This window comes from Kitasatospora sp. NPDC057940 (assembly GCF_042887425.1).
Classification (GTDB): Bacteria; Actinomycetota; Actinomycetes; order Streptomycetales; family Streptomycetaceae; genus Kitasatospora.
In genome coordinates this window covers 181393-205405 of the sequence record NZ_JBHVPH010000003.1, presented here as the reverse complement: position 1 = coordinate 205405, position 24013 = coordinate 181393, and the positions used below count along the sequence as shown (strand labels likewise).

14 protein-coding genes and 1 pseudogene are annotated in these 24013 nt (G+C 72.8%); 8 read left to right on the top strand and 7 right to left on the bottom strand.

Translation table 11 applies throughout. The features are described 5' to 3' along the window. Window positions 1-24 precede the first annotated feature (24 nt). Window positions 25-372, bottom strand: a complete 348-nt coding sequence (locus tag ACFVTF_RS06795; RefSeq protein ID WP_387810035.1) for a hypothetical protein — start codon at window positions 370-372, stop codon at window positions 25-27. A gap of 194 nt (window positions 373-566) precedes the next feature. Between ACFVTF_RS06795 and ACFVTF_RS06790 the strand changes: the two genes are divergently transcribed. The 3 genes from ACFVTF_RS06790 to ACFVTF_RS06780 all read left to right on the top strand — a co-directional run bounded on the left by ACFVTF_RS06790 (window position 567) and on the right by ACFVTF_RS06780 (window position 4513). After that, window positions 567-2402, top strand: coding sequence for an Ig-like domain-containing protein (locus ACFVTF_RS06790; protein WP_387810032.1), 1836 nt, complete (start codon window positions 567-569; stop codon window positions 2400-2402). A 270-nt stretch (window positions 2403-2672) separates the two neighbouring features. Continuing rightward, entirely contained in the window at window positions 2673-3575 is a 903-nt protein-coding gene (locus ACFVTF_RS06785; RefSeq protein WP_387810029.1) for a LysR family transcriptional regulator, read from the top strand. A 344-nt stretch (window positions 3576-3919) separates the two neighbouring features. Further along, window positions 3920-4513: a hypothetical protein gene (locus tag ACFVTF_RS06780; protein ID WP_387810026.1), complete on the top strand. Its 594-nt coding sequence runs from the start codon at window positions 3920-3922 to the stop codon at window positions 4511-4513. A gap of 117 nt (window positions 4514-4630) precedes the next feature. On the opposite strand, the gene ACFVTF_RS06775 is transcribed toward ACFVTF_RS06780, so the two are convergent. From ACFVTF_RS06775 to ACFVTF_RS06750, 6 genes are all read right to left on the bottom strand, one after another. Then, window positions 4631-11659 carry a LamG-like jellyroll fold domain-containing protein gene (locus ACFVTF_RS06775; RefSeq protein ID WP_387810023.1) on the bottom strand — a complete coding sequence of 2343 codons (7029 nt, stop codon included), beginning with the start codon at window positions 11657-11659 and terminating at the stop codon, window positions 4631-4633. Window positions 11660-12010: 351 nt separating this feature from the next. Continuing rightward, window positions 12011-13003, bottom strand: coding sequence for an ABC transporter ATP-binding protein (locus ACFVTF_RS06770; protein ID WP_387810021.1), 993 nt, complete (start codon window positions 13001-13003; stop codon window positions 12011-12013). After that, a complete protein-coding gene (locus ACFVTF_RS06765; RefSeq protein WP_387810018.1) occupies window positions 13000-14115 on the bottom strand; it encodes an ABC transporter ATP-binding protein in 1116 nt (371 codons plus the stop codon). Before ACFVTF_RS06765 ends, ACFVTF_RS06770 begins: the two co-directional genes overlap by 4 nt. Then, the gene (locus tag ACFVTF_RS06760) at window positions 14112-14990 is read right to left on the bottom strand and encodes an ABC transporter permease (protein WP_387810015.1); all 879 of its coding nucleotides are present in this window, start codon (window positions 14988-14990) and stop codon (window positions 14112-14114) included. The genes ACFVTF_RS06765 and ACFVTF_RS06760 overlap by 4 nt, the downstream gene beginning before the upstream one ends. Next, complete coding sequence (locus ACFVTF_RS06755) at window positions 14977-15945, bottom strand: ABC transporter permease (protein WP_387810012.1); 969 nt, start codon at window positions 15943-15945, stop codon at window positions 14977-14979. Before ACFVTF_RS06755 ends, ACFVTF_RS06760 begins: the two co-directional genes overlap by 14 nt. Continuing rightward, window positions 15942-17492 carry an ABC transporter substrate-binding protein gene (locus ACFVTF_RS06750; protein WP_387810010.1) on the bottom strand — a complete coding sequence of 517 codons (1551 nt, stop codon included), beginning with the start codon at window positions 17490-17492 and terminating at the stop codon, window positions 15942-15944. Before ACFVTF_RS06750 ends, ACFVTF_RS06755 begins: the two co-directional genes overlap by 4 nt. 247 nt (window positions 17493-17739) lie before the next feature. On the opposite strand from ACFVTF_RS06750, the gene ACFVTF_RS06745 reads away from it, so the two are divergent. From ACFVTF_RS06745 to ACFVTF_RS06725, 5 genes and pseudogenes are all read left to right on the top strand, one after another. Beyond that, complete coding sequence (locus ACFVTF_RS06745) at window positions 17740-18342, top strand: TetR family transcriptional regulator (RefSeq protein ID WP_387810007.1); 603 nt, start codon at window positions 17740-17742, stop codon at window positions 18340-18342. A gap of 177 nt (window positions 18343-18519) precedes the next feature. Continuing rightward, window positions 18520-19347, top strand: a complete 828-nt coding sequence (locus ACFVTF_RS06740) for a tyrosine-protein phosphatase (RefSeq protein WP_387810004.1) — start codon at window positions 18520-18522, stop codon at window positions 19345-19347. Then, entirely contained in the window at window positions 19341-21134 is a 1794-nt protein-coding gene (locus ACFVTF_RS06735) for a glycoside hydrolase family 3 protein (protein WP_387810001.1), read from the top strand. Before ACFVTF_RS06740 ends, ACFVTF_RS06735 begins: the two co-directional genes overlap by 7 nt. Window positions 21135-21325: 191 nt before the next feature. Beyond that, on the top strand, window positions 21326-22531 hold the full coding sequence (locus ACFVTF_RS06730; RefSeq protein WP_387809998.1) for a cytochrome P450: 1206 nt from the start codon (window positions 21326-21328) through the stop codon (window positions 22529-22531). A 295-nt stretch (window positions 22532-22826) separates the two neighbouring features. Next, a pseudogene (locus tag ACFVTF_RS06725) lies at window positions 22827-23891 on the top strand (type III polyketide synthase); the annotation flags it as partial. Between the last annotated feature and the right edge of the window lie 122 nt (window positions 23892-24013).

Sequence of the window (24013 nt, the reverse complement as noted above, 5' to 3'; positions counted from 1 at the left end):
CGTGGCCGCCGTTCGGGTCCGCGGTCAGCTCTCGACCAGGAAGGAGTGCGGGCGCGAGTTGAACCTGACCGAACGGCCGGCCGACACGCTGAACAGCGGCCCGCCGGTGCAGTCGTCGACCCAGTAGAAGCGGACCGTGCTGTCCGTCTCGTTGTTCACGCCTGACAGCGGCCCATGCGCCGTCCTCGGCACCTCGTAGCAGCCCGGGGCCGGGTCGACGTACGGCACACCCGGGCCGCTGCCCGATCCGCCGGGGAAGATCACGTTGTAGAACGTCAGGGTGCCCGTGGCGGCCTGGGCGGACGTGGGGACGGCCACGGCCAGCGTCCCTGCGGCGATGAGGGTACCGATCGTCGTGACGAGGCGTCGCATGATGGGACCTCCGGTACATCGGGTCGCCAGGTGCGGCCCGTGATCGCCACCAACGGTAAGGCTGCGTACGCGAATCGTCACCGGCGTGAAGGGGTGCGAACGGCGCGCGAAGGCCACGCCCCTGCCAGGTGACAGCCGGGCAGGGGCGCCGTCCGTTGTCGCCGCCGTGGCGCCTGCCCATTCGAATTCCTGATGTGCCCATAAGTGGCGGCTGCCGCAAATGGATCAGGGGCAGCGGATCCGGCGATAGTGATGACCGCGCGAACGCATTTCGGCCCGCTGGTCGACGCTCTTCGACTCGGCGGCGCATCGCTTCCGATTCGACGCGTTCCAGCGACGGCTGCGCAGACCAGGAGCGCCGGGCCGACCGGAAGAATGAAGAGGAATGGAACTCGATGGCATCTGAAAGAAAGTCCGGTGAAGTCGTTTCGTGGAGGCGCCCGGTGCGTTCGGCGGCCTGCCTGTTCGGGATCGTCGCCCCGCTCCTCGTAGGGACGTCCGCATTCGCGGCGGACGACGGCCCGCCTGACCTGCTGACGAACGGAAGCTTCGAGGAACCGGATGGGACCTTTGGAAACGGCTGGCAGCAGCTCCCGGAGGCCGCGGTGCCGGGCTGGCGCACGTCCGCCAAGGACCACGTCATCGAAATCCAGAACGGGCAACTCCTGGACGGCAAGGTGCCGCCCGACAGCGGCAAGCAGTACGCCGAGCTCAACGCCAACGAGCCCTCGTCCCTCTACCAGGACGTGCGCACGATCCCCGGGTCGGTGATGCGCTGGAAGATCGCGCACCGCGGACGCCGTGGCGTAGACGTGATGCAGGTGAGGATCGGCACCCCGACCGGTGAGTTGGTCGCTCAGGTCCCGGAGAAGGCGAAGAGCCCGGACCTCGCCGACGGAAAGACGGCCTGGGGGCACTACGAGGGGTACTACACCGTCCCCGAGGGGCAGACGGTGACACGCTTCGCCGCCGCCTCGGTCTCCACGTCCGGCAACGACCCGAGGCGGGGCAACCTGGTGGACTCCGTGTCGTTCGTCACCGGACCGGTCGTGAGCGTCACGAAGACGGTGGCGGGACCACAGGGCCGGCGCGGCGTGGCCGTCGGTGACGAGCTGACCTACACGGTGAAGGCCGCGAACACCGCCGGCGACACCGCCGAGGACGTGACCGTGAACGATGAGATCCCCGAAGGCACGGCCTACGTGCCGGGCTCGCTCACGGTGGACGGCGAACCCGTCACGGACGGGACGGGGGACGACGCGGGGGAGGTGGCGGAGGGAAAGGTCACCGTGCGGCTGGGCGGCGGGGCCGACCAGCGGGCCGGCGGGAAGCTCGCGGCCGGATCCGCCGCGAGCGTGGCCTTCCGCGTCAGGGTGACGGACTCGGCGGCGGTTACCGAACACATCACCAACACCGCACAGGCGGCCTGGCGGTGGCCGACCGCAGTGCCCCGGGCCCTCGCCTCCAACCGCGTCGACACCCGGGTCACCCGCCGCCCCGAGGCACGGGATGACGCCGCTCGTACGGACGCGGGCACGGCGGTCACCGTCGATGTCCTGGCGAACGACACCGGTGAACAGCTCCGGCTCACGGGTGTCACGAAGGGTGAGCACGGCACGGCCGAAGTCGTCGGCGGCAAGGTTCGCTACACGCCCGATCGGGACTTCCACGGCATCGACAGCGTGACCTACACGGCCACCGACGGCGCCGGCCGCACCGTACGGGCCGTACTGCGCGTCACCGTGGAGCCGCCCAGGACCCCCGGCCACGGGGAAGGCCCGTCGGGCCCGAGCGAGACCGAGGACCGCCCGACGCCCCCCGGCGCCACCCCGGAGTCCGGCCTCCACGGCGGCGAGCCGGAGAACCGGTCGCCGCAGCCCGTCGGACTTCGGGACGAACCGGCTGCCGCCGGAGGCGGCGGCGGTCTGGCCCGCACCGGTGCTTCCGCCGTCGGCGGCTTCGCCGTCGGCGGTGCCGCGTTTCTCGCGGCCGGCCTCGGGTTGGCCGTGGCGGCCCGTCGTCGCCGCTGACACGCCACGGTTCGTGAGGCCGGAGCCCTGGCGGGGGTCCGCATCGGGTGCCCCGGCCTCGACGCTCGGCTCGCAGCTCATAGATCTGACCTATGAGCCCATAGGGCGGATGCACTTCCGGTCCGAAGTCGTCCTATGGAGAGTGGAAGCGGCTGAACCGCGCAGGCCGGGAGGGTTTCCCTTTCCGTCGGCGCGGCGTCGAATTCTTTTGGTCCGGTCCTGTCTGCTGGAATTCTGATTTACGCTCACTTTACTTGCTATGGTCATGACATGAGTGTCGCACGTCGAATTCCGGACCTTTTCTCACTCGAACTACTCATGGCAGTGGCCAGATTGGGAAGCCTCGGAAGGGCGGCCGAGGATCTGGGCATTACGCAGCCGGCCGCTTCGATGCGCATGCGGGCCATGGAGAAGCAGATCGGCGTGAGCCTGGTGGAGCGATCCGCCAACGGCTCGCGTCTGACGCCCGCGGGGCGCGCTGTCGGTGACTGGGCCGGACAGATCCTGGAGGTTGCCGATTCACTGGGCGCCGCCATCGGGACCCTGCGCAGCGGGCGCGACGGTCGGCTTCAGATCGCTGCCAGCCCCACTGTCGCGGAGTACGTGCTGCCGCGTTGGCTCGGCAGTCTGCGCCGCCGCCGTCCGGGCACCTCGGTGGTGGTGAGTGCGGACTACTCGCGGGTGGTGACGGAGAAGATCCTCCAGGGTGACGCGGAACTCGGGTTCATCGAGGGCGCGACCGTTCCGCCGGGGGTGGACGCTCTGGTGATCGGCAGGGACCGCCTCGTCGTGGCGGCGGTACCGGACCATCCCTGGGCTCGGCGTGGCTTCGTCACCGGCAGGGAACTGGCCGACACGCCACTGGTGTTGCAGGAGCCGGGGTCCGGCGCGCGACAGGTGCTGTACCAGGCGCTGGCCTCCCTCGGTGGTCCTGCGGCTCCTGTGCTGGAGCTGCCCTCCACCACGGCGGTCAAGGCGGCCGCTGCCGCCGGAGCCGGCCCGGCCGTGCTGAGCAGCCTGGCCGTGGAGGACGACGTGCGCCTGCGGCGGCTCGTCGTGGTCGAGGTCCAGGACGTCGATCTGAGGCGAGCGCTGCGCGCGGTCTGGCCCAGCGGACGGCGCCCGTACGGCCCGGCTCGTGACCTGCTGTCCTTCGTCGGCCGCTCCTGCTGACGTAGTGGTCCCCGTGGCGGCGAAGTGCCCGGCACGGAGGCGCCGGAGATCCCCGAACGGCCCGCCGGTTTCGTGGTGCATGCGGACTTCTGATGGGGTCATAAGGCGCGCCCGTCACGCCTGGACGGTGGTCGGCGAGCCCGGCGATAGTCATCACCGCACGAGGCGCCTTGCCCTGAGGATGCGGCGGGCCTCGATCCCGTCGAGGTGAAGGGAACTCAGTGAATTCGCATTTCATCGGCGTCGTCGCGGTTGCCGCTGCGGTTGTCGTGGCGGAGCCCCCGGTGACCCTCAGGTTCAGGCGTGCGAGGGCGGGTGGCGTACGGAACCGGGCCGTCACGATCGTGGACCTGGGCCCGGAGGGCGACCTCTCGGCCCCCGGATTCGGACCGCGGGACGAGAACCGCTCCGGGACCACGAGCCGGCCGTTCCGCCTGAAACGGGTTCCGAAGGCCTTCAGGGCGGGCGGCGACTGGAAGGAGTGGTTCGTCACCGTCGACAACTCGAAGGGCAGTCGGGCGGAGTCCTACATCCTCGTTCTGACCGTCTTCTCCGGCCGGGCGGCCTCCGAGGACACCCACGTTCAGGTCTTCCTCCAAGGTGCGTGGCACGACGCCCCGGTGGTGGGTGTGACACCGGACGGCCACGACCCGACCTTCCTGTTGTCGCCCGTCCTGTACGTCCCGGTGGGCAGGACCGACGTCCGGGTCCGAGCCAGGTTCGGTGCGGGCGCTCCGGCCGAGGCCGTCCGGCTTGAGGTCAAGGGCGTGAACATCGATCCCACCGTGCCCGTGGGGGCCGCCTCCCGCATCGCCCGATCGAAGATCGTCCGCGATGGCACCCCCGGCACCCCCGGCACCCCTGGCATCGTCGGCGTCGCCGGCCGAGCTGCTGAGGCGAGGCCAGATGGTGGGCCAGATACGAAATCTGATGGATAGTCAGGTTGCCGAGCCTCCGCTCGCCGGCGCCCACACCGGGCACCGGCGAGCGGAGGTCGTCGTCCAGGCGTTCAGCCCGTCATGGGGCTGAACGCAGGCACCGCGGTGCAGGCGCGGTCACTGGTCCAGCCCGTAGTAGAGGGCGAAGTACTCCGTCACCTGCTCGGTGTACGGCAGCAGGCCGGGCAGTTGGGTGGTCAGCGCCTCCTGGACGGCGGCGGCCAGCTCGACCCGGTCGGCGGTGTGGTCGCGGACGTACGGGTCGATCCGGCGGATCAGCTCGTAGTTGCTGGAGATGTCCTCCTTGGCCATCGACCTGTCCAGGGCGGACGCGCCCGCGCCGGGTTCGGCGGCCAGCTTGCGGCTGACGTAGGTGACGCGGTGCAGCACCCGCCAGCACGGCGGCCGCTTGTCGGACTGCTGGGCCTGGCGCAGCGCGGCGGCGTGCGCGCTGTCTCCGCCGAGCCAGAGCGGGTCCACCACCTTGCCGTAGAAGTCCTCGAAGTTCTGGGTGTCGGTGTCCAGGTAGAAGGTCATGAACCGGTAGGCGTCCACCCGGCCCGGGACCTCGATCGCCGCGCCCGTCTCCTTGTCGTACTCCGGGTCCCCGGTGGCGTTGTACTTCTGGAGGTCGCCCGGCACGTCGCAGGTGATGTTGAGGCTGAACGAGCGGGTCGACTCCTTGCCGCGCGAGCGGGTCACGGCGATGCCGCCGCCGACCGAGGCGTCGAACTGCACGTTGGCCCCGATGCCGAAGACCTTCACCCCGCCGCCCACCGAGCCGCCCAGCGAGCCGGAGAGCTGGTAGCTGCCGGAGGTGACCTCGGTGACGGAGTCCATGGTCTCGGTGGTCTCGGCGAAGAAGCCGCCGTCGGCCGACCAGACGTAGGTGTTGACCAGGCTGCGCTTGGCGTGCGCGTCGGTCGGCCTGGCCTTCCCGCCGCGCTGCGCCGGGTCCTTGATCGGGCCGACGAAGCCGGAGAGCACCTGCCGGGCCCGCTCGGCGGTGGGGTCGGGGTGGTGGGTCTCGGTGGAGACGGCGTCGTAGAAGGTCTGGAGGCGCTGCTGGTCCTCGATGATCCGCCGCTTGAGGGCGTAGGCCTCGCGCGGCTTGAAGTAGCTCAGCTCACCGCCCGGGGGCAGTCCCTGGTACTCCTCCTCCATCACCTGGCTGCCGTTCTCGTCCTGGCCGACCGAGCCGTCGAGGCTGCCCTGCTTGGTGTAGCGGGGGTTGATCGGGAAGGGGATGAGGTTCCAGTCGCGCGGGATGTCGGGGTTGGGCATCATCCGGTAGCAGACCAGCGCCCGGTTGTGGGCGAGTCGCAGCGCGAAGACGTCGGCCGTCTCGGACTGCACCAGGGCGTAACCGGTGTTGGAGGGCACGAAGCGGCGCCCGTTGTCCTTGTTGAGCTGCTTGGTGGTGTCCGGCGTCTCCCAGCCGCCGGACAGGCCGACCGCCGTCAGCCGGCCGGTCTGCCAGCCCTGGGAGACCTCGGTCTCGTCGCCCCAGGCGTTGGCGAACTCCGTCTTCGCCCGCACACCCCAGTCGAAGCCGCCCTCGATGACGGGCTTGGCGATGCCGAAGCCGAGCGGAGCGGTGATCAGCAGTGAGTCGGCCGAGGCCTCGTTGTTCACCGCGAGCTCCATGGCGGCCGTGACGCTGCGCTCGCGGCTGGAGGAGAGCGTGTTGACGACGCTGTCGGCCCGCTCGAACTCCACCTTGGTGGCGTCGATGTAGCTGAACAGCTTGGGGCTCTTGCTGGCGATCAGGTTCTCCGAGGGCACCGGCGGGGCGCCCTCGATGTACCCGGTGATCTGCGGGTCGAACTGCACCTGGGCGACCCAGTCCGAGACCAGGTCGCCGACCTTGTACCCGGTGACCAGGTGCCAGACGCCGTCCCGCACGTAGGCGTACACCCGCTTGAGCGCGCCGCTGCTGCGCCCGTAGTGGTCCCGCTGGAGGTCTGCGTACTCCTGCACGGCGGGGGCGCTCTGGATGGTGGCCAGGTAGGCGCTGGGCGTCTTGACGAAGACGGGCTGGACCTCGGCCACGTCCCCGGAGACCGGTGCGGTGGAGAGTACGGGCGTGGGGCGCTTGGCGGCGTCCTTGGCCAGCTCCAGGTGCAGGCCGCGCGGGCCGCTGTCGGTGACCAGCGTGGAGTCCGCCTCGGTGGAGGCGTCGTCGAAGGAGTACGCGGCGATCAGGTCCTCGCGCTCGCCGCGCAGGCGTCCGAAGAGGTTGTCGAGGACGTTCTCCTCCGTCCGGACGGTGCGCCAGACCCGCACCTCCTCCAGCTCGCCCCGGTACAGCTGCTGCGGGGCGCCCCGCTTGCCGTCGACCGACGGGTACCGGCCGCCGAGGCTGAACTGCCGGCCGCCGCCGTAGTCCGCGAAGCCCTCCTGGTCCGCCGTACGCGGCTTCACCACCACCGGGCGGCCGTTCAGGTAGACCCGGAAGGTCGAGCCGAGCGGGTCGGGGTTCTTGGTCCAGGTCGCGCCGTGCAGCCGCAGGGGGTGGGAGCCGGTCTCGTCGGCCGCGGTGTTGCCCTCGTTCTCCTCGAAGCGCCAGTGCGCGACCAGGCCCTCGTCCCCGCGCGCGCCGCTGCCGAGTTGGGCCTTGTCCCGGGCGAGGTTCCACAGCCGCACTTCGCCCACCGTGCCGGTCAGGTGCCGCGGATCGGCGCCCGACCAGCCGCAGCCGAGTTCCAGCGGGCCGCTGGACCTGGCCGGCACCAGGTCGGGGTCGCGTAGTTCGCCGGCCGCCTCGCCGTCGATGTAGAACGCGATGTCGTACCACTTGTCCAGCAGCATCGAGTCGATCACGTCCACCTCGCGGCTGACGGGCTTGCCGTCCTCGGTGTACGTGATGGTCTTCTTGCCCTTGGTCTCCACGAGCTGCCGCCCGGCCTTGCGGACCACCGCGACCCGGTGCGCCTTGCCCGCGGTGAGGGCGGCGGCGGAGACGTGGGTGCGCACGGTGCCGTCGGCGAGTTCGACGCTGTGCACCAGGTGACCGGTCTCGTCCACGCCGAGTTGGAAGGGCACGCCGTGCTCCCGGCCGCCCCGCAGGCGGCCCTTGGAGATCAGGCCCTGGTGGCCGCCCGTGAAGCCGTCGACCCGGACGTGCACCTCGACGGTGCAGTCCCCGGTGAGGTCGAGCGCGTCACCGTGCTCGGCGACGGCCGAGGAGCGCCCGGCGAAACGCAGCGCCCAGGACTGCTCGAAGCTGGCGGCGAGGTGCGTCCACTGCCCGTCCGGCACCGTCTCCTCGGTGGTCACCTGCTGGTCGCCGACCCCGACCAGGACCGGGCGGCTGCCGCTGGTCGCCGTGCCGAGCGCCAGCGCGTACGAACCGAGCTCGGGGTGAAGGTAGTTGACGATCCGGGCGAGGTCGGTGCTCGCGGCGGGCCTGACCCAGGCCTCCAGGGTCAGGTCGTCCGGGGCCGCGGCCCCCGGTACCGCCGTGACCGGGCAGTCCAGCGGCTCGGCGCCGTCCTTGAACTCCCAGGACCGGCCCGGGGTGTCGCCCCACCAGCGGTTGGGCTTGACGCCCGCCAGGTCGGTCGCGGCGCCGTTCGCCAGGGTGCCGGTGCGGTGGGTGTAGGTGGCCTCCACCAGGCGGGAGCCGAAGGCCTTGGTCGCGCCCGCCCGGCTGAGCGTCACCAGCCTGGGCGTGTGCTCGGCGGTCGTGACGGCGCGCCCGGCCGCCTCCGGGACGTCCTTCGGGCCGTAGCCGACGGTGAGTGCGGTCGCGCCGGCCTCCGCGTCCGCGGTCGTCAGGTAGGGCTGCTCGCCGACCAGCAGCAGGGTGCCCGCGGTCAGTGCCCGGACGGTCCCGGCTTCCAGGGTCAGCGTGCCGCCCGCCAGCGTCTTGACCGTGCCGACGGCCTGCGGCGTCTCGCGTACCCCGTTGAGCGCGTCGGCGGCCAGGCCCACGTCGCGGGGCAGCAGGTCCCAGACCTCCTGGTCGGTCACGGTGCTGCCGTCGGCGGCGGTCTCGGTCAGGGTGAGCCTGCACCGGTCCGGGCTGGTGGTGGCCTCGACGGTGGCCGTCACCCGGGCCAGGTCGGTGCTCGGGTCACCGGCCGTCAGCAGCAGCTGCACGCTGCCGCCCGCCGCCAGCTGCTTGACCGAGCGGCCCACCGAGGTGTCGTAGTAGGCGGCGGTGAACCTGTCGTCGCCGTCCCGGAAGTAGAGCCCCAGCTGGCCGGAGCCGCTGTCGAGCAGGTACGGGGTGTCCCGGGTGGTGGCGAAGCCCAACAGGGCGCCCGCCCGGCCGAGGCCGGACCTGTCACGGCCCAGGCTCGGCATCGCCAGGCTGAGGGTGCTGCGGCCGGAGGTGCCGCCGGTGGCTTGGCCGAGTTCGGCCTCCTTGTCATCCAGCCTGCGCCTGACGGCGTCGTAGGCGGCTTGGAGCCCGCCCTCGCCGTCCACGTCCCGGGCGATCCGCAGGCGCTCCTGCAAGGCCAGGTACTTGCCGTGAGCCTTGTTCACCGCCGCGTCCGGGTCCCCGACGCGAACGGCCTTCATGACGGTGAGCAATCCGCCAGGGCCGCACAGGAGTGCCGGGTTGCCCTCCTTCGCCTTCGGATCGGCCCCGACGTTCTTGGTGGGACTGTGGGTGTTCATGACGTAACTGTCCCCGTCCCGCTTGAGGAACAGGGTGCTCGATTCCCACCTTGAGGACGACAGGCTCAGGGGGGTCGTCTCCTCCAGGTCAGTCCCGAGATGGCCGGAGACCCGCTGCTGGCTGCCCACGTGCCTCAACTCCCCGTGGGTCCAGCCCTCGCGTAGCGTTACGCGAGAGGCCACGAACTGCCACTGGGCCGTCGCGTCGGTCACCCCGGGGGCGAAGGTCAGCACCCGCTTCGTCCCGGTGGTCGGCGCGGCCGCCACCAGGTTGCCCCGCTTGGCACCGTCCTCGTCACCGGGCGAGGAGAAGCGGATCAGGACAGTGCCGCCGTCGAACACGGGGTCGGCCTTCTCCGCCCGCTCGCGCTCCGCCTTCGCATCCGCCCAGGCCTTCTCCGCCCGTTGGGCCTCCCGGTCCAGCCAGCTCTTGTCGGCCAGGTCCCTCTTGGCCCGGTCCAGTGCGACCTTGGCCTGCGCGGCCTCCTTCCTGAGCTCGGCGACCTCGGTCGTCAGGGTGTTGACCTGCGCGGCGTCCACCGGCTTGGCGGTGGCGCCCACTTCGTCCAGGTCCAGGGCGTCGGGGAGCTGCGCGAGCCGGCCGTCCCGGGCCACGGCGAGGTCCAGGGTGGCGACCTTGGGCGCCGGCTCGCCGTCCTTGGCGGACGACCAGGCCACCAGGACGCGGGCCTGCTTCTTGGCCGGTGCGGGCTGCTGGGCGTGCCCGGCGGGCGCGTCCTCCTGCTGGTGGTAGAGCAGCGCGGAGAGCCCGGAGGAGACGGTTCGGCCGGACAGCGCGAAGCTCTCCCGCCGCATCCCCGGGTGGTCGCCGATCGGCGCCTCGGAGGTCACCCAGCTCGCCCCGCCGGTCAGCGTGCCGTGCGCCGCCCGGTCCGTGGCGTCGAGCACCCGGGTGCCCGAGCCGGCGTCGAAGCGGTAGTAGCCCGTCAGGCCGGGCTCGTCGCCGACCAGCCGGTAGGAGCGGCCTTCGGCCAGCTCGGCCGGCTTGTGGGCGCGGTCCCAGATCCGGATCTCGTCGATCACCCCGCGGTAGCAACCCCCGGCCTTGCCGCCGACCTCTTCGGCGCCGACCGTCAGCCGCGTCCGCTCGCCCTTGCCCGGCGGGAGCTCGCCCGCCTCGCCCGCGACCCCGTTCACGTACAGGGTGGCGCTGGTGCCGTCGTGCACCACGGCCACGTGGGTGTAGACCCCTTCGCCCGTCGGCACCTCGACCGTGGAGGCGACCGCAGTCCCGGCCCCGTCCGCGTCGTGCCGCACGGCCACCTTGCCGTCGTCCCGCAGCTCCAGCCGCCAGCGCTCGGGCGTGCCGGCGGCCTTGGCGTCGGGGGCCGCCCCGGTGGCGGACAGCAGCGTGCTGCCCCAGGCCTGCGGGCTGAGCCACAGCTCCACGGTGTACGGGCCCGCGCCGAGCGGCAGCGGCTTCGCGGTGTCCACCGCGAGCAGGCCGTCGACGCCGTCGAAGGAGAGCGCCGTCTCGGCGAAGCCCTCCCCGCGCTCGGCGGGCACCAGGTCCTTGCCCGTGAAGGGGCACTTGCCGGGCTTCCGCTCCAGCACGGTGTTGCGGTACCTGGCGTCGGGGCTGACGTAGAGCCGCGAGCCCTGGGTGTGGAACAGCCCGTCCTTGCCCTGCTCGACGTTGACCGCGTCGATCAGCCCGGCCTCGGGCTTGTCGACGAAGAACTGCCAGCGGCGCAGGCCGCCGACCTCGGTCGGCAGCAGCACCGTCGCGAAGCGGCCGCCGGTGACCTTGCCCAGGAACCCGAGCTCCAACGTGGGCTCGTGGAAGACCCGCCCGTCCATGTCGCTGGTGCCCAGGCTGTCCTTGGCCGAGTCCGGCATCGTCCGGTGGCGGCTGCGCCGGTAGCGCACCTCGGGTACCGGCAGCAGCTTCGCGCCGGCCACGATGAACCGGTCGCAGAGCAGCGCGTCGACCGCCAGGCCGGCCTTCTGCCCGTCCACCAGCTGGAGCTGAGCACTGGTCGGGTCCGAGGTGTACGTCCCCTCACCGGTGCGCAGCAGCGCGTCCTCGTGGCCGACCGCCACCGACTGGCGGAAGACGTAGAGGTACTTGCCGTCCGAGAGCGCCTGGAACGGCACCTCGGCGGTGAGGCGGGCGGTGCTGGAGAGGAAGGCGTCCGTCTCCTCCGGGCTCAGCAGCTCGTCCGCCGACGCCTCCGTCCGGGTGCCCCGTCGTACGGTGGGAAGTCGGGAGGCGCCCAGGACGGCGAAGCCGACCTTGGCGATCTCGCTCGGGAAGCGCAGCTCGCTCGGGTCGTCCGCCCAGTGCAGCACGTCGAGTTGGCTCGGCTCCGCCTGCGGGTCCTTCAGCGCCTTCGCGGCACCGGCGGGCACGCTGCCCAGATCCAGCACGCTGTAGTGGATCCGGCGGTCGGCGGCCAGCGCCAGTGCCACCGTGGTACCCGCGTGGCGCACCAACGTGGTGTGCAGGTACTGGCGATCGCTGTAGACCTTGGTACGGGACGTGTCGGGGGACAACGCTTCCTCACTTCCGGTTCGAGGGCCCGTCCGGGCACGACGACGCACCCGGGCCCATCGATCCCCGGGGGAGCAGCCCGTCCGCCTGACGGTGTGGCAAAGGAGCAAGATCGACTCGCTACCGCCCCATACTCACCAGGAAGTTCACCCACCGGGACGCCATGCGTGCGCGTACACCCGATCGAGTGAACATTCGCATACCAACCCCAACTTCGGGGTATTAGCGGCCGCCACCGCGATCGGCCCCGGCTGCACGGCCTGCGAACGCCCGGCCGGCCCGCAGCCCGAACGAAAGGGCCCCTGGGGCGGGAGCGGGGCTCCCGGCCCGGGGGCCGTGCTGCGCCCGGCTGGTCAGACCCCCGAGGCGGCTCCGACCAGCGGCCGGTGGCAGGCCACCGTACGGCCTGGTGCCACCTCCCGCAGCCGCGGTTCCTCGGTGGCGCAGCGGGCGTCGGCCAGGGGGCAGCGGGTGCGGAAGCGGCAGCCGCTGGGCGGGGCGAGGGGGGAGGGCGGGTCGGTGGGGAGGAGGCCGGTGTCGCGCAGCGGGCGGCCGGGTTCGGGGACGGCGGCGAGCAGGGCGGCGGTGTAGGGGTGGGCCGGGGCGGCGAGGACGGCCTCGGTGGGGCCGCGTTCGCAGATGCGGCCGAGTTGGAGCACGGCCACGTCGTCGCTCACCGCGCGGACCACGCCGAGGTCGTGGGAGATGAAGAGGCCGGCCAGTCCGCGTTCCTCGGTGAGCCCGCGCAGCAGGTTGAGCACGGTGGCCTGGGCCGAGACGTCGAGGGCGGAGACCGCCTCGTCGGCGATCAGGACGCGCGGTCCGGCGGCCAGGGCCCGGGCGATGGCGACCCGTTGGGCCTGCCCGCCGGAGAGCTGGTGGGGGCGGCGGTCGCCGAACAGGGCGGGCGGCAGGCCGACGGCCGCCAGTTGCTCGGTGACGACCTGCTCGCGGTCGCGGGCCGGGTCGGGGTGGGCGTCGAGAGGTTCGGCGACCAGGTCGCGGACCCGGCGGTGCGGGTTGAGGGAGGAGAGCGGGTCCTGGAACACCATCTGGAGGCGGGGCCGGACGGCCCGCAGGGCGCGCGGGGAGAGGGTGGCGAGGTCGGTGCCGTCGAGGGTGACGGTGCCGGTGGTGGGCGGGGGCAGCCGCAGCAGGGCCTTGGCGATGCTGCTCTTGCCGGAGCCGGACTCGCCGACCAGGGCGAGGGTGCGGCGCGGGTGGAGGGCCAGGTCGACGCCGCTGACGGCGTGCAGCGGGCCGGAGCGGGTGCGGTGGACGACGCTGAGGCCGGTGGCCTCCAGGACGGGCGTTCCGGGAGTGGCGGCTTCGGGGGCGGTGGTCACGCCGCGGCCTCCTGTTCGTCGGGCGAGAGTGCGTCAGGCGGCGCGGTGAGCGGGAAGTGGCAGGCGGCGGTGTGGCCGTCCGCCGCGGTGTGGGCGGGCGGCGCGGTCGTGGTGCAGAGGTCCGTCGCCAGTTCGCAGCGCGGGGCGAAGGGGCAGCCGGGGGTGGGCCGGGTGAGGTCGGGCGGCGAGCCGGGGATCGCGGGCAGGGTGCGGCGCAGCGGGCCGGTGACCCGGGGTACGGAGCGCAGCAGGGCCGCGGTGTAGGGGTGCCGGGGGTGGCGGGTGACGGCCTCGGTGGGGCCGGTCTCCACGATCCGGCCGCCGTACATGACGGCGATCCGGCGGGCCCGCCCGTACAGCAGGCCGATGTCGTGGGTGATCAGCAGGGTGGCGAGGCCGCGGCTGCGCCGGTGGTGGTCGAGCAGGTCGAGGACGGTGCGCTGGACGGTGACGTCGAGGGCGGTGGTGGGTTCGTCGGCGAGCAGCAGGGCGGGTTCGCCGGCCAGGGCGGCGGCGATGCCGACGCGCTGGCGCAGGCCGCCGGAGAGCTCGTGCGGGTGGGCGCGGGCCCGCCGGGCGGGGTCGGGGACGTCGACGGCGGCGAGCAACTCGGTGGCGGTGCGCAGACGTTCGCGCCGGGAGAGCCGGCGCCGGTTGGTGAGGGACTCGGTGACCTGGTCGGCGATCCGGACGACCGGGTTGAGCGAGGTCATCGGGTCCTGGTGGACCATGGCGATGCCGGTGCCGAGCAGTTCGGCGCGGCGGGTGCGGGAGGCGGCGAGCAGGTCCTCGCCGTTCAGCCGGATCTCGCCGGTGGCGACGGCCCTGGTGGTGCGGGACTCGACGCCGAGGACGGCGCGGGCGAGCACGGACTTGCCGGAGCCGGACTCGCCGACCACGCCGAGGCACTCGCCGGCCGCGATGGTGAGGCTGACGCCGTGCAGGACGTGCAGGGTGCGGCCGTCGGGGGTGTGCAGGACGGTGTCCAGCGAGCGGACGTCGAGCACCGGGACGCCGAGGTCGGGTTCGTCGAGGGCAGGGGAGTCGAGAACGGGGGAGTCGAGGACAGGGGAGTGGAGGGCAGGGGAGTCGAGGTCGGGGGCGGAGGTCATCCGCGCGCTCCCTTCGGGCCGGCGGGACCACCCGAACGCAGGTGCTCCCCGAGGTAGTTGAGGGCGAGGACGGTCAGGCAGAGTACGGCCGCGGGCGCCAGCGAGATCCACGGCGCGCTGCCGAGGGCCGTGCGCCCCTCGGCGATGATGCCGCCCCAGGAGGGCTCCGGCGGGCGCAGCCCGAAGCCGAGGAAGCTGAGCGAGCCCTCGGCGACGATCGCGACGGTGGTGGCGGTGAAGGCGAAGGTGAGGGCGACCGGCACGACGTGCGGGACGATCTCGCGGCGCAGGATGCGCAGCGGGGCGGTGCCGAGCATACGGGCTGCCTGGACGAAGCCGCGTTCGCTGAGCGAGAGCACGACGGCGCGCACCACCCGGGTGAAGTGGGGGACGGTGAACAGCCCGATCAGGGTGCCGATCACGGTGAGGCCGGGGCCGCGCAGCGAGACCACGATCATCACCAGGATCAGGCTGGGCACGGACATCAGCAGGTCGGTCGCGAAGCCGATCGCCTTGTCGAGCGGGCCGCGGAACCAGCCGGCGGCGAGGCCGAGCGTTCCGCCGCCGAGCAGGCCGACCAGGATGGTGAGGGCGGCGACGGTGAAGGAGGCGCGGGCGCCGGCGACGGTGCGCTGCAGGACGTCCCGTCCGGCGCTGTCGGTGCCCAGCCAGTGGCCGGGGCCGGGGGCGGCGGCGGGGTGGGCGAAGTCGCCGTGCAGCGGGTCGAAGCCGGGCAGCAGGGGCAGCAGCAGTGCGGCGAGGGCGACGACGGCCAGCCAGGCCCCGGCGGCGAGCACGCCGGCGGGGGGCCGGCGGCGGGTGGTGCGCGCCGGGACCGTTTCGACGGTCACGACGGTGGTCTCAGCGGTGCTCATGGGCGATCCTCGGGTCGATCGTGCGGTACAGCAGGTCGACCGCGAAGGTGGCCGCGACCACGCCGAGGGCGCTGACCACCACCACGGCCTGGACGACGGGGAAGTCCCGGCCGGAGATGGCCCCGGCGGCCAGGCTGCCGACGCCGGGCACCGCGAACAGCGACTCGACCAGCACCGAGCCGCCCAGCGAGGTGCCGATGCCGATGCCGACCAGGGTGACCAGCGGCAGGCTGGAGGGCCCTAGGGCGCGGCGCAGCAGCAGCCGGGTGGTGCCCATGCCGCGGCTGCGGGCGGCGGCGATGTACGGCTGGTCGAGGGTGTCGAGCAGTTGTCCGCGCAGGGTGCGGGTGAACACGGCGGCCTCGGTGAGGCCGAGGGTGAGGGCGGGCAGCACCAGGTGGCGCAGGTTCTCGGCCGGGTTCTCGGTGAACGGGGTCCAGCCGGTGGCGGGCAGGATGCGCAGCTGGACGGCGGCGAGCCAGATGAGCAGCAGGCCGAGGGCGAAGCCGGGGACGGCGAGCCAGCCGAAGGTGCCGGCGGTGGCGATCCGGTCGAAGGTGCCGCCGGGGCGCCAGGCGGAGAGCAGGGCGACGGGCACGGCCAGGGCGAGTGCCACCACCTGGGCGGCGAGGAAGAGTTCGAGGGTGACGGGGATGCGGTCGGCGAGTTCGGTGGTGACGGCGGCTCCGGTGGACAGCGAGTGGCCGAGGTCGCCGTGCAGGGCGTCGGCGATCCACTGCCAGGTGGCGGCGAACACGTTGCGGTCCAGGCCGAGCCCGGCCTCGTAGGCGGAGATCTGCTCGGGGGTGGCGGTGGGGCCGAGGGCGGCGACGGCGGGGGAGCCCGGCATCAGGTGGGGCAGGTACAGGGCGGCGACGGTGACCAGCAGCAGTACGGCCGCGGCGCGGCCGAGCCGCCCGCCGTGGCGCAGCGCGGTGCGGGTGCGGGGGGTCACCGCTTCACCCACAGGGGGGCGGGGGAGACGTTGAGGACGGTGCGCTTGGACAGGTCGGGCAGTCCGCCGACCTTGGCGCCGGCGAGGAAGCCGACGGTGTTCTCGGTGAGGAAGGCCATCGGCACCTCGCCGACGACCCGCCGGGCGGCCTGCTGGTAGGCGGCCGCACGCTGGGCGGGGTCGGTGGAGGAGCGGCCCCCGGCGATCGCCTTCGAGGTCTCCGGGTCGGACCAACCCATGAAGTTGTAGGGCGAGTTGGGCAGGTAGAGGCTGGTGAGCGCGGTGTCGGTGTCGCCGAACATGCTGGTGGGGAAGTCGATCACCTGGAACTTGCGCTGGAGCATCGCGGTGCCCAGGCCCGCGGCGTCGAGCGGCTTGATGGTCACCTTGATCCCGGCCTCGCCGAGCATCTGCTGGAGCACGGTGGCGCGCTGCTGGCCCTCGGGGCGGCTGTCGACGAGGTAGTCGAAGGCGAGGTCGGGGTGGCCGGCTTCGGCGAGCAGCGCCCGGGCCTTGGCCGCGTCGTGGGCCGGGTACCCGGGGGCGGTGCGGTACGGGGAGCGCGAGCCGATCGGGCCGTCCGAGACGGCGCCCTGGTCGAGGGAGACGACCTTCTCCACGGCCTCGCGGTCGATCGCGTACTGCACGGCCCGGCGGACCCGCACGTCGTCGAAGGGCGCCGACGTGGTGTTGAAGACCATGGTGGTGGTGGCGCCGGGCCCGGTGGCGCGGCGCAGCCCGTCGGCGGAGGCCTGCTTGAACTGGCTGGGCGTCTCGGTCCAGATCAGGTCGGTGTCGCCGGAGCGCAGTGACTGGTAGCGGCTGTCGGTGTCGGTGAGCACCCGGTAGACGAGCTTGTCGGCGTGGCCCTTGGTGCCCCAGTACGCGGGGTTGCGGGCGAGGGTGACGGAGACTCCGGGCTGCACGCTCTCCACGGTGTACGGGCCGGAGCCGACGGCGGGGGAGTCGCCGGCCGGGGCCTCGGAGACGTAGCCGAGGGAGCGGGTGAACAGGTTGGGGAAGGCGGCGTCGGGTGCCTTGAGGGTGAAGGTGAGGGTGGTCGGGCCGGAGACGGTGGTGGCGCCGATGGCGGCCGCGTCGATGGCGCAGGCACACTTGCTCTCCGGCTTGGCGAGCCGGGTGACGTGGTCGGCGACGGCCTGGGCGTCCAGCGGCTTGCCGTCGCTGAACTTCACGCCCTCGTGCAGGTCGAGGGTCCAGACCGTGGCGTCCGCGTTGGGGGTGAAGGACTTGGCGAGGTAGGGCTGGACGGCGCCGTTGTCGCCGTTGACCATCAGCGGGTCGTACAGGGCGTTGGCGAGGACCATCATCGGCATCGAGGTCAGGGTGCCGTCGGCCGGGTCGAGCTTGGCGAACGGCCGGTCCAGGCCGATCTTGAGCGTGCCGCCGTCCACGGCCGGGCCGTCGTTCGCCGCGCCGGTGTTCCCGGCGCCGGCGCCGGAGAGCGCGTCGTCGGAGGCGGAGCAGGCGGTGAGGGTGAGCGAGGTGGCGAGGGCCGCCGATGCCAGGAGGTAGTGCCGCTTCATGGTTCCTCGGTTCGGGGGAGGGAGGAGGGGGAGTGGGGGCGGCCAGGGGGAGTGCGGCCGCCGACGCCCCACACCATTCCGGAAGTGGCAGTACTGCCAAAAGGCAGTTGTGCAAATTTCAGATGACGGAACCCGGAAGAGTCGGCACTCGCCTTGAGCGAGCACGGTCGGACGTGATTCGGTACAGACAGCCGCCCCCTCGGCGGCCCCGGCCACACTCAACTCACCGAGCGGAAACGGAAGAACCATGCAGGGGACGGACACCGCGGCGGAGCAGGGCATGCGCGACCGCAAGAAGGCGCGCACCCGCGACAGCATCCGCACCGCGGCGCTCGACCTCTTCGAGGAGCAGGGCTTCGAGCGCACCACCGTGGACCAGATCTGCCGCCGCGCCGACATCGCCCACCGCACGTTCTTCCGCTACTACCCGGCCAAGGAGGCCCTGCTCTTCGGCTGGGACTTCGGCCAGGCCATCCTCGACGCCTTCGCCGCCGCCCCCGCCGAACTCCCGCTCTGGGCCGCGCTCGACCACGCGCTGACCGCCACCGGCGGCCGGCTGGAGGAGCCCGTCGAGCACACCGAGCGCCGCCGCCGGCTGCGCCGGAGCCTGATCGAGGTGAAGGGCTCCGTGCACAACTACGCCGTGGTCGTGATCGACGGCTTCACCGAACGCACCGTCACCATCGCGGCCGAGCGGCTCGGCGTCGACCCGGCCACCGACCTGCGTCCGACCGCGCTCGGCGCGCAGTTCGGCGGCATGGTGCGCCACCACGTCCTGATCGCGTCCGAGACCGGCACGGTGGCCGAGTGGCACAAGGCCTACCGGGACGTGCTCGACACCGCCGGCTGACCCGAGCCGACAGCCCTACTCCCTCGTAGACCCCCAGACCCTGACACCCCGACACCACCGGGCGATGCCGCCGGCCGTCCGGACGGCACCGCGCGCCCTCCTCCGCCCCCCTCTCCCCCTCGCGCGGCCCGCCGCGCACCTTCACCACCTGCTCCGCACTTCCTGAAAGGCCCCCGCATGTCCCTGGTCAACTTCCGCGACCCCGCAGTGCTCGCCGACCCCGCGAGCCGGTGGGTCCGTCCCGGCACCCTGTTCCGCTCCGCCCAGCCCTTCCCCGCCGCCGACGAGGCCGTCGTCGCCCAGCTGCGCGAGCACGGCATCACCACCGTCGTCGACCTCCGGGGCGCGTCCGAGAGCCGCCCCGAGGACTGGGCCGCCGCCGAGGCCGCCGGCATCGCCGTCGTCCCCGCCCGGGTCGAGCCGACCAACGACGAACTGGCGCAGGCCATGCGGGCCATGACCACCGCCGAGGACCTCGGAGCCTTCTACCTGCTGATGGCCCAGTCCGCGCCGCAGGGGCTGGCCGCCGCCGTCGAGGCCACCGTCCGCCCGGGCGCCGTGCTGGTCCACTGCGCGGCCGGCAAGGACCGCACCGGGCTGCTCACCGCGCTGCTGCTGGAACTGCTCGGGGTGCCCGCCGAGGAGATCGTCGCCGACTACGCCCGCACCAACGAGGCGATCGAGCAGATCTGGGCCGGCCTCGCCGACCGCAACCGCGCCGCCCTCAACGAGGTCGAGGCCGGCCGGATGGTCGTCCCCGCCCCGCTGCTGGAGGCCCCCGCCGGGGCGATGAGCACCTTCCTCGACCTGGTCCGCGCCCAGCACGGCGGCGCCGAGGGCTTCCTGACCGCCTGCGGGGTCCCCGCCGAGACCCTGGACGCCTTCCGCGCCAAGGCCGCCGCCCGCACCGAGGCCCGCACCGCCGCCCGTACCGAAGCTGGCACCGCCGCCCGTACCGAGTCCGGTACGGCCGCGTCGAACACCGCCGGGGTGACGGCATGCTGACCCTGCTGCGGCACACCGACGGCACGCCCTTCCGCGATCTCAACCACAACGGCACCATGGAGCCCTACGAGGACCCGCGGCTGCCCGTCGAGGAGCGGGTCGAGGACCTCCTCGCCCGGATGACCTTGCAGGAGAAGGCCGCGCTGATGCTGCACGGCCGGATGCTCCCCGGCGACCAGGGCCCGTTCCCCTCCGGCGCCCGCCTGATCACCGAACGCGGCCTCACCCACTTCGCCATGATGGCCGTCCCCGACCCGCGCGCGATGGCCGAGTGGAACAACCACGTCCAGGGCCTCGCCGCGGCCGGCCGGCTGGGCATCCCCGTCACCCTCTCCTCCGACCCCCGGCACGGCTTCACCGCCAACCCGGCCACCGCCCACACCGGCGGCGGCTTCAGCACCGGCCCCGAGCCGATCGGCCTCGCCGCCACCGACGACCCCGACCTGGTGCGCCGCTACGCCGACCTGATCCGCCGCGAGCTGTGCGCCGTCGGCATCCGGGTCGCCATCCACCCGATGGCCGACCTCGCCACCGAGCCCCGCTGGGCCCGGATCAGCGGCACCTTCGGGGAGGACCCGGAGCGTGCCTCGCGGATGATCACCGCCTACATCGAGGGCCTCCAGGGCGGGCCGATCGGCCCGGACAGCGTCGCCTGCATGACCAAGCACTTCCCCGGCGGCGGCCCGCAGGCCGGCGGCGAGGACTCGCACTTCGCCGCCGGACGCCGACTGGTCTACCCCGGCGGCGAGTTGGAGACCCACCTGCGCCCCTTCGAGGCGGCCTTCGCCGCGGGCACCGCGCAGATCATGCCCGCCTACGCGATCCCCTCCGGCAGCGGCCTCGCCGAGGTCGGCGCCAACTTCAACCGGGACGTCATCACCGGCCTGCTGCGCGGGCGCTACGGCTTCGACGGCGTGGTCTGCACCGACTTCAACGCCATCACCGGCATGGACGTCCCCGGAGTGGTCACGCTGCCCCCGCGGCACTGGGGCGTCGAGGAGCTGTCCGTCGCCGAGCAGGTCGTGCTCACCCTGGACGCGGGCGCCGACCAGCTCGGCGGCGAGACGGACCCGGAGCTGATCCTGTCCGCCGTCCGCTCCGGCGCGGTCACCGAGGCCCGGCTCGACGAGTCGGTCCGCCGCATCCTGCGCGACAAGTTCCGCCTCGGCCTCTTCGCCGACCCGTACGTCGACCCGGAGGCCGCCGCCGACCTGGTCGGCGCCCCGGAGGGCCGGGCGCTGGGCCGCGAGGTCCAGCGCCGCTCGGTGGTCCACCTGGCCGGCGAGCCGCGCACCGCCACCCGGCTGTACGTCGAGGGCATCGACCCCGCCGTCGCCGCCGGGTACGGCACCCTGGTCGAGGACCCGGAGCGGGCCGAGCTGGCCGTGATCCGCCTCGCCACCCCGTACGAGCGGCGCGAAGGGATGCTGGAGCAGCACTTCCACAGCGGCTCGCTGGAGTTCGAGCCGGCCGAGGTCGACCGGCTCACCGCGCTGGCCGCCACCGTGCCCACGGTGTTCGCCGCCCAGCTGGAGCGGCCCGCCGTGCTCACCCCGCTCGCCCCGTACGCGGCGCTGCTGATCGGCGAGTTCGGCGCCGCGGACGAGGTCGTGCTGGACGCCGCGCTCGGCCGGGCCCCGATGACCGCGACGCTCCCGTTCGACCTGCCCCGTTCGGACGCCGCCGTCGCCGCCTCCCGCGAGGACGTGCCCTTCGACACCCGCGCCCCGCTCTTCCGGCACGGGCACCGGGCCACCGGGGAGAGCCCGGCCGCCGGGGAGGGCTGAGGCACCCGGGGCCGGGGCCTGCCGCCGACCGGCGGCAGGCCCCGGCGCGGGTGGAGCCGAGCCGCTGATCGGACCGGATGAATTACCGGCGCTCTCGCCCCTCCACCGGTGTGTGCGGCCGCGAGATCGGGTACCGGTGCATTTCGTCCCCTCCCCCATCCGGCCCGCGCGGCCCAGACCTGGAGGTCCGCATGTCCACCGACTCCAGCGCACGGAACTGCCCGTTCGACTTCGCCGAGACCCTGGAGTTCGACCCGACGCTCCGGCAGCTCATGAACGAGGCACCGGTCAGCCGCATCCGCCTGCCCTACGGCGAGGGGGAGGCCTGGCTCGTCACGGGGTACGACGACGTGCGCACGGTCACCACCGACCGGCGGTTCAGCCGCCACGCCATCGTCGGGCGGGACTTCCCGCGCATGACCCCCGAGCCGATCGTCCAGGCCGAGGCGATCAACGTCATGGACCCGCCCGCCAGCGCCCGCCTGCGCAGCCTGGTCTCCAAGGGCTTCACCCCCGACCACATCGAGCGGATGAGGGAGCGCACCCAGCACGTGGTGAACGAGCTGCTGGACCGCATGCGGGACCAGGGCCCCCCGGCCGACCTCATGGAGCACCTGGCCCACCCGCTCCCGCTGATCACGATCTGTGAGGTCCTGGAGATCCCCGAGGCCGACAGCGCCCAGCTGCGCGCCAACGCCCGGACGATGATGGACGTGAGCCTGGCCAACAAACCCAACGCGGTACGGGCCAAGGCCGACCTGCGGGCGTACTTCGCCGAGCTGACCGCCGAACGGCGCAGGAACCCCGGCGACGACCTGATCAGCGTGCTGGCCACGGCCCGCGACGGCGACGAGGTCCTCGACGAGAAGGAACTCACCGTGATGGCCATGGTCCTGCTGATCACGGGCCAGGACACCACGACGTACGAGCTCGGCAACCTCTCGTACACCATCCTCAGCCGCCCCGACGTGCTCACCGCACTGCGCGAGCGGCCCGAGACGCTCTCCCGGACGCTCCAGGAGCTGCTGCGCTTCATCCCCTTCCGCAAGGGCGTCGGCATCCCCCGGGTGGCCCTCGAAGACGTGGAGCTGAGCGGGGTGACGATCCCGGCGGGGGACATCGTGCACGTCTCCTACCTGACGGCCAACCGGGACGGCCGCAGGTTCGACCGGCCCGACGAGCTGGACCTGGAGCGGACCAGCCCCTCCCACATGACCTTCGGCTGGGGCGCGCACCACTGCCTCGGCGCGCCGCTGGCCGTCACCGAGCTCGAGGTCGCCCTCGGGACCCTGCTGGAGCGCTTCCCCAGGATCGCGCTGGCGAAGCCGGCCGCCGAGCTGGCGTGGAACACCACGTCCATCTGGCGCTATCCGCTGGCGCTGCCGGTCACCTGGTGACTGCCGGAAACGCCGCGCATGTCGGCCCGCACACCCCGGGGTGTGCGGGCCGACATGCGGGACGGGCCCGCCTTCCGTAAATTTGGCTAGGTGGCCTGAACCAACTTTCGGCCAGCACGACCGTCCGTACCTCGATCATCCGATCCTCGCTCGGTCGGCTCGTCGGCCGCTGAGTTGGGTCCCGCCCGGTGCGTCCCGCCGCCCGCGCCCTCCGCGCGTCCGGCTCGCAGCGGCTGCCGTCGAGTGGTGAAATCCCGCCCCGCCAGGGTCGCACCGGGAACACCGCTCGTCTGGAGGAAGTGCCGTGGCAGTTCTGTGCAAACCGGCGATAGACGTACCCGAGAACGTCATCACCAACGAGGAGACCATCGAGCTGGCGCGCAGGCTCCACCCCGACCATCCACAGCTCGAACTGGCGCTGCGTCTCATCAAGAACACCGGAGTGCGCAAGCGGCACCTGATCCAGCCCATCGAGGCGGTGCTGAAGCATCCGGGGTGGGACGAGCGCAGTGCCGTCTTCGCGGCGGAGTCGAAGGCCCGCGTGCCGGCGGTGGTGATCAGGGCCCTCGATCAGGCCCAAGTGGAGGCGTCCCAGATCGACTTGATCGTCTATGTGTCGTGCACCGGCTTCATGATGCCGTCGCTCACGGCGTGGCTGATCAACAAGTTGGGCTTCCGGCCGCAGACCCGGCAGCTGCCGATCGCCCAACTGGGGTGCGCGGCCGGCGGCGCGGCGGTGAACCGGGCCCATGACTTCTGTTCGGCCTACCCGGGCGCCAACGTGCTGATCGTGGCCTGCGAGTTCTGCTCGCTGTGCTACCAGCCCACGGACCTGGGCGTGGGCTCGCTGCTGTCCAACGGCCTGTTCGGCGACGGGATCGCCGCCGCCGTGGTCCGGGGCGAGGGCGGGACCGGAATGCGGTTGGAACGCAACGGTTCGTACCTCATCCCGGACACCGAGGAGTGGATCTCCTACGCGGTCCGCCCCACCGGATTCCACTTCCAGCTGGACAAGAGGGTGCCGGGGACGATGGAGCCGCTCAGCCCGGCCCTGCGCGCCGTGGCGGAGCAGCACCACTGGGACGTGGGCACGCTGGACTTCTACATCGTCCACGCCGGCGGCCCACGGATCCTGGACGACCTCAGCCGCTTCCTGGGGGTGCCGCCCGAGGCGTTCCGCTTCAGCCGGGCCACCCTCACCCAGTACGGCAACATCGCCAGTGCGGTCGTGCTCGACGCCCTGGCCCGGATGTTCGACGAGAAGTCGGCCCTCGACGGCCACCAGGGGCTGCTGGCCGGGTTCGGCCCGGGGATCACCGCCGAGATGTCCCTGGGCACCTGGGCGTCGCCGGAGTCCTGAACGGCGGACGCGGGGCCGGGCCCCCGGTTCCCCGCCCCCCCGCCGGGGGTGAGGGGGGGGGGGGCGGGGGCCCGAGCCCGCCCCCCAGATAAGGTTTGGGAGCACCACCCCAGGGACGTTAA